Source organism: Streptomyces sp. NPDC048483 (genome assembly GCF_040651455.1).
Lineage (GTDB): Bacteria > Actinomycetota > Actinomycetes > Streptomycetales > Streptomycetaceae > Streptomyces.
The window spans coordinates 1-4,955 of record NZ_JBEZJZ010000214.1 but is presented as its reverse complement, the minus strand read 5'-3'; the positions used below and the strand labels follow the sequence as shown (position 1 = coordinate 4,955).

General features: G+C 75.1%; 3 protein-coding genes and 1 pseudogene. 3 read left to right on the top strand and 1 reads right to left on the bottom strand.

The window, feature by feature from the left end; translation table 11 throughout:
- Positions 1-66: 66 nt before the first annotated feature.
- Positions 67-1,512 (top strand): annotated as a pseudogene (locus tag AB0D04_RS42110) (primosome assembly protein PriA); the annotation flags it as partial.
- Positions 1,513-1,614: 102 nt separating this feature from the next.
- Here the strand turns inward: AB0D04_RS42110 and AB0D04_RS42105 are convergent.
- Positions 1,615-2,151 (bottom strand): hypothetical protein, encoded by a 537-nt coding sequence (locus AB0D04_RS42105; RefSeq protein WP_362712726.1) that lies wholly within the window; start codon positions 2,149-2,151, stop codon positions 1,615-1,617.
- A 288-nt stretch (positions 2,152-2,439) separates the two neighbouring features.
- Between AB0D04_RS42105 and fmt the strand changes: the two genes are divergently transcribed.
- Positions 2,440-3,384 carry a methionyl-tRNA formyltransferase gene (fmt, locus tag AB0D04_RS42100; protein ID WP_362712724.1) on the top strand — a complete coding sequence of 315 codons (945 nt, stop codon included), beginning with the start codon at positions 2,440-2,442 and terminating at the stop codon, positions 3,382-3,384.
- Between the two features lie 54 nt (positions 3,385-3,438).
- On the top strand, positions 3,439-4,955 hold a 1,517-nt coding region (locus tag AB0D04_RS42095), incomplete at its 3' end, for a transcription antitermination factor NusB (protein WP_362712723.1).

Genomic DNA, 4,955 nt, shown 5'->3' with positions numbered 1-4,955 from the left:
GGTGCGCAGTGAGCGGCCGAGGAGGTCGGGCAGGCCCGATTCGGTGTCGTCGTCGGCGTTGAGGTAGCCGGGCGGGGCGCCCTGGTGGTGATGCCGGACGGGCGGTCGGCGGCCCGGGTGGACGCGGCGTTGACCGAGCTGGTGGGGCGGGGGATGCATACCGTGCTGGTGGCGGACTCCGGACCCGAGGAGCGCTACCGCCGCTGGCTGGCGATACGCCGGGGCGCGGTGCGGGCCGTGGTCGGCACCCGCGCCGCCATGTACGCACCGGTGGCGGATCTGGGGCTCGTCGCCATCTGGGACGACGGAAACTCCAGCCACAGTGACACCAACGCCCCTTACCCGCACGCCCGTGACGTCCTGCTGCTGCGGGCAGTCCAGGAGAAGGCGGCCTGTCTGGTGGGAGACCTGGGGCGCACGGTCGAGGCCACGCAGCTGGTGGAGAACGGCTGGGCGCGGCCGCTGGAGGCCGGGCGCGAACAGGTGCGCGCCGCCGGGCCGTTGATCCGTACGGTCGACGATGTGGAGGCGGCGCGCGATGAGGCCGCGCGCGCCGCCCGGCTGCCGTCGCTCGCCTGGCAGACGGCGCGCGCGGGGCTGACCCGGGGGCCGGTGCTGGTGCAGGTGCCGCGCCGGGGGTACGTACCGAGGCTGGCCTGCGCGCGGTGCCGTGAGCCCGCGCGCTGCCGGCACTGCGCCGGGCCGCTGGAGGCGGAGGGCAACGACCGGGCGATGGAGTGCGGTTGGTGCGGGCGACAGGCGCCGGACTGGCACTGCGCGGAGTGCGGGGGCACCCGGCTGCGGGCCCAGATCGTCGGGGCGCGGCGCACGGCGGAGGAGCTGGGGCGGGCGTTCCCGGCCGTTCCGGTGCGTACCTCCGGGCGTGACCACATCCTCGATACGGTGCCCGACCGGCCCGCTCTCGTCGTCTCCACGCCGGGCGCGGAGCCCGTGGCCGAAGGCGGTTATGCCGCCGCCCTCCTCCTTGACGGCTGGGCGCTGCTGGGGCGGCCGGATCTGCGGGCGGGGGAGGAGGCGCTGCGGCGCTGGCTGGGGGCCGCTGCCCTGGTGCGGGGGCACGCGGAGGGCGGCACGGTGGCGGTGATTGCGGAGCCGACGCTGCGGCCGGTGCAGGCGCTGGTGCGGTGGGATCCGGTCGGGCACGCCGTACGGGAGCTGGCCGAGCGGGCCGAGCTCGGGTTTCCTCCGGTGTCGCGGATGGCGTCGGTGGCCGGGCGGGCGGAAGATGTCGCCGAACTGCTCGATGCCGCCGAACTTCCCTCCGGTGCCGAGGTGTTGGGGCCGGTGCCGCTGCCGGTGCCGGATCCGGGGCGGCCTCGCCGGGCGGGGGATCCGCCGCCGGGGGAGACGTGGGAGCGGGCGCTCGTACGGGTGCGGCCGGGGCAGGGCGCGGCGCTTGCGGCGGCGCTCAAGGCGGCGCGTGCGGCGCGGCTGGTCAAGCGGGAGGGAGAGACGGTACGGCTACGGATCGATCCGCCCGATCTGGGGTGAGCGGCCCCGCGTACGGCGCCGCCCCGGGAGGGCGGTCTACGGGTGGTCCCGGGGCGTTGGCGAGCGTCGATGTGCCCATGGGCACCAAACCCGTGGGCGGTGTCAGCCGTTGCGGGGACCGGGGAAGGCGCCCGGCCGGGCCTCGTCACGGCTCGCGGCGGTCGGCTGCGCGGGCAGGGAGCGGGCGGCGGGCACGGAGGGTGTCCCGGGCAGGCCCGCGGCCACGCCGACCGTGCGGGACGACGAGGTCTCCGCCGGACGCTCGCCGCCGTCGGCCGCGGGCTGGGCGGTGGCCCGGCGGGCACCGTAACGCCGGTGCACCGCCTGCTTGGTGACGCCGAGCGCCGAGCCCACCGCGTCCCAGGAGAACCCCAGCGAACGGTCGAAGTCGACCGCCGCCGTGACGAGTGTCTCGACGCTGTCCCGCAGCTCCTGGGCCAGGCGTACCGTCGGGGCGGGCGCGCGCCCGTAGACGACGAAGCCCGCGGAGGGGCCCGTGCGGCGCGGCCGGTAGACATTGCCGAGCTGAGCGGTCAGGGTGCGCAGCGCGTCCACCTGCCGGCGGACCCGCTCGATGTCCCGTACCAGGAGATGCAGGCTGGCGCGTGCCTGGGCGTCGTGGGTTGCGTGGTCGGCCATGAGCGAGCCTCTCGAACCGGCGTCAAATAGGACGGATGAAGCGACGGGTACATGCGATCGGGCCGCCAAAGCGGCCCGTCATGGGTCAATGCTGTTTGACCAACGCGACAGGAGCGGCTCTGGTCACGGTATGGGGGCGTACGAGCTTCCGTGCGAGGCGCGGACGGATTCGCGCGCCCCCTGGGGGCCCGGCAGCGGAGCCCTGTCCGCAGTCCGCCCCGCGACGCCGGGTCAGGACCCATAGACTGGTGCGTCGTTCCGCTGCGTGTGAGAGGTAGTGCGCCACCTATGAGGCTCGTCTTCGCCGGCACCCCCGAGGTTGCCGTGCCCGCCCTCGATGCCCTGATCGCCTCGGACCGGCACGAGGTCGTGGCCGTCGTGACCCGGCCCGATGCGCCGGCCGGCCGCGGCCGCAGGCTGGTCGCGAGCCCCGTCGCGGAACGGGCGGAGGAGGCGGGCATCGAGGTCCTCAAGCCCGTCAAGCCGCGCGACGAGGACTTCCTGGCGCGGCTGCGGGAGATCGCCCCGGACTGCTGCCCGGTGGTCGCCTACGGCGCGCTGCTGCCCAAGGTCGCCCTGGACATCCCCGCCAAGGGGTGGGTCAATCTGCATTTCTCGCTGCTGCCCGCGTGGCGTGGCGCGGCGCCCGTACAGCATGCCGTCCTTGCGGGTGACGAGGTGACCGGCGCCGCGACCTTCCAGATCGAGCAGGGGCTGGACTCCGGACCGGTCTTCGGCGTGCTGACGGAGCAGATCCGGCCCACCGACACCAGCGGCGATCTGCTCACCCGGCTGGCGTTCGCGGGCGCCGGACTGCTCAGCGCGACGATGGACGGCATCGAGGACGGCACCCTGCAGGCCGTCCCGCAGCCGGCCGAGGGCATCACCCTCGCGCCGAAGATCGAGGTCGAGGACGCCAAGGTGGACTGGACGGCGCCCGCCCTGCGCGTCGACCGTCTCGTCCGGGCCTGTGCGCCCGCGCCCGGCGCCTGGACGGACTTCCGCGGCGAGCGCCTCAAGCTGATGTCGGCCGCCCTGGCGGAGGGCCGTACGGACGGGGACCTCGCACCCGGCGAACTCGCCGTCACCAAGAAGGCGGTGTACGTCGGCACCGGCAGCCACGCCGTCGAACTCCTCTGGGTCCAGCCGCAGGGCAAGAAGCCGATGAAGGCCGCCGACTGGGCCCGCGGCGTACGGATCGAGGCCGGGGAGAGGCTGGGCGACGCCCCCTGAGGGCGGGCGTAGGCTGGGGCCGAACCCCTCCTCTTGTATCCGGAGCACCTTTCTGTGAGTCAGCAGCCGCCCCGCCGCCACGGCACCCGCAAGCCCTATCGCCGCCCGCAGAAGGACCCGGTCCGGGTCCTCGCGTTCGAGGCGCTGCGGGCCGTCGACGAGCGGGACGCGTACGCGAATCTCGTACTGCCGCCGCTGCTGCGCAAGGCGCGGGAGGGCGGCGACTTCGACAGCCGGGACGCGGCGCTGGCGACCGAGCTGGTGTACGGCTCGCTGCGCCGGCAGGGCACCTATGACGCGATCATCGCGCAGTGTGTGGACCGGCCGCTGCGGGAGGTCGACCCGCCGGTGCTGGACGTGCTGACGCTCGGCGCGCATCAGCTGCTCGGCACGCGGATTCCCACGCACGCCGCGGTCAGTGCGAGCGTCGAGCTGGCGCGGGTGGTGCTGGGCGACGGGCGGGCGAAGTTCGTCAATGCGGTGCTGCGCAAGGTCGCGGCGCACGATCTGGACGGCTGGCTGGAGCGGGTCGCGCCGGACTACGACAAGGATCCCGAGGACCACCTCGCCGTGGTGCACGCCCACCCGCGGTGGATCGTGTCCGCCCTGTGGGACGCCCTCGGCGGCGGCCGGGCGGGTATCGAGGACCTGTTGGACGCGGACAACGAGCGGCCCGAGGTCACGCTGGTGGCGCGGCCGGGCCGGGCCACCGCCGAGGAGCTGGTGGCCGCCGTCGGCGAGGACAGTGCGCTGCCGGGCCGCTGGTCCCCGTATGCGGTGCGGCTCGCGGAGGGCGGCGAGCCGGGCGCGCTGGACGCCGTGCGCGAGGGGCGCGCCGGCGTCCAGGACGAGGGCAGCCAGCTCGTCGCGATCGCCCTGGCCGATGCGCCGCTCGAGGGCCCCGACCGGGCCTGGCTCGACGGCTGCGCGGGCCCCGGCGGCAAGGCGGCACTGCTGGCCGCGCTGGCCGCACAGCGCGGTGCCGCCCTGCTGGCGTCGGAGAAGCAGCCGCACCGCGCGCGCCTGGTGGCGCGTGCCCTCGAGGGCAACCCCGGCCCGTACCAGGTCATCGCCGCCGACGGCACCCGCCCCGCCTGGCGCCCAGGAGCCTTCGACCGCGCCCTGGTGGACGTACCGTGCACGGGCCTGGGTGCCCTGCGCCGCCGCCCCGAGGCCCGCTGGCGCCGCCGTCCCGAGGACCTGGACGGCTTCGCCCCGCTCCAGCGCGACCTGCTCCGCCAGGCCGTGGCGGCCGTACGGATCGGCGGCGTCGTCGGCTATGCCACCTGCTCACCCCATCTCGCCGAGACGCGCGCCGTGGTGGACGACGTCATCAAGGGCCGCGGCGGCCCGGCCGTCGACGTGGAGTTCATCGACGCCCGGCCGCTGATGCCGGGGGTACCGGCGCTCGGTGACGGGCCGGATGTCCAGCTGTGGCCGCATCTGCACGGTACGGATGCGATGTATCTGGCGTTGTTGCGGCGTACGCCACAAGCTCCCCGCCGTCCTCAACACGGCCCGCCAAGGGGCCGACGGGGAACAACGATCCGGAGACTGACGACAACGATGAC

Bases quoted from the DNA above. Each gene is read 5' to 3' on its own strand.
- AB0D04_RS42105 (WP_362712726.1), bottom strand. From the start codon at position 2,151: ATGGCCGACCACGCAACCCACGACGCCCAGGCACGCGCCAGCCTGCAT.
- fmt (WP_362712724.1), top strand. From the start codon at position 2,440: ATGAGGCTCGTCTTCGCCGGCACCCCCGAGGTTGCCGTGCCCGCCCTC.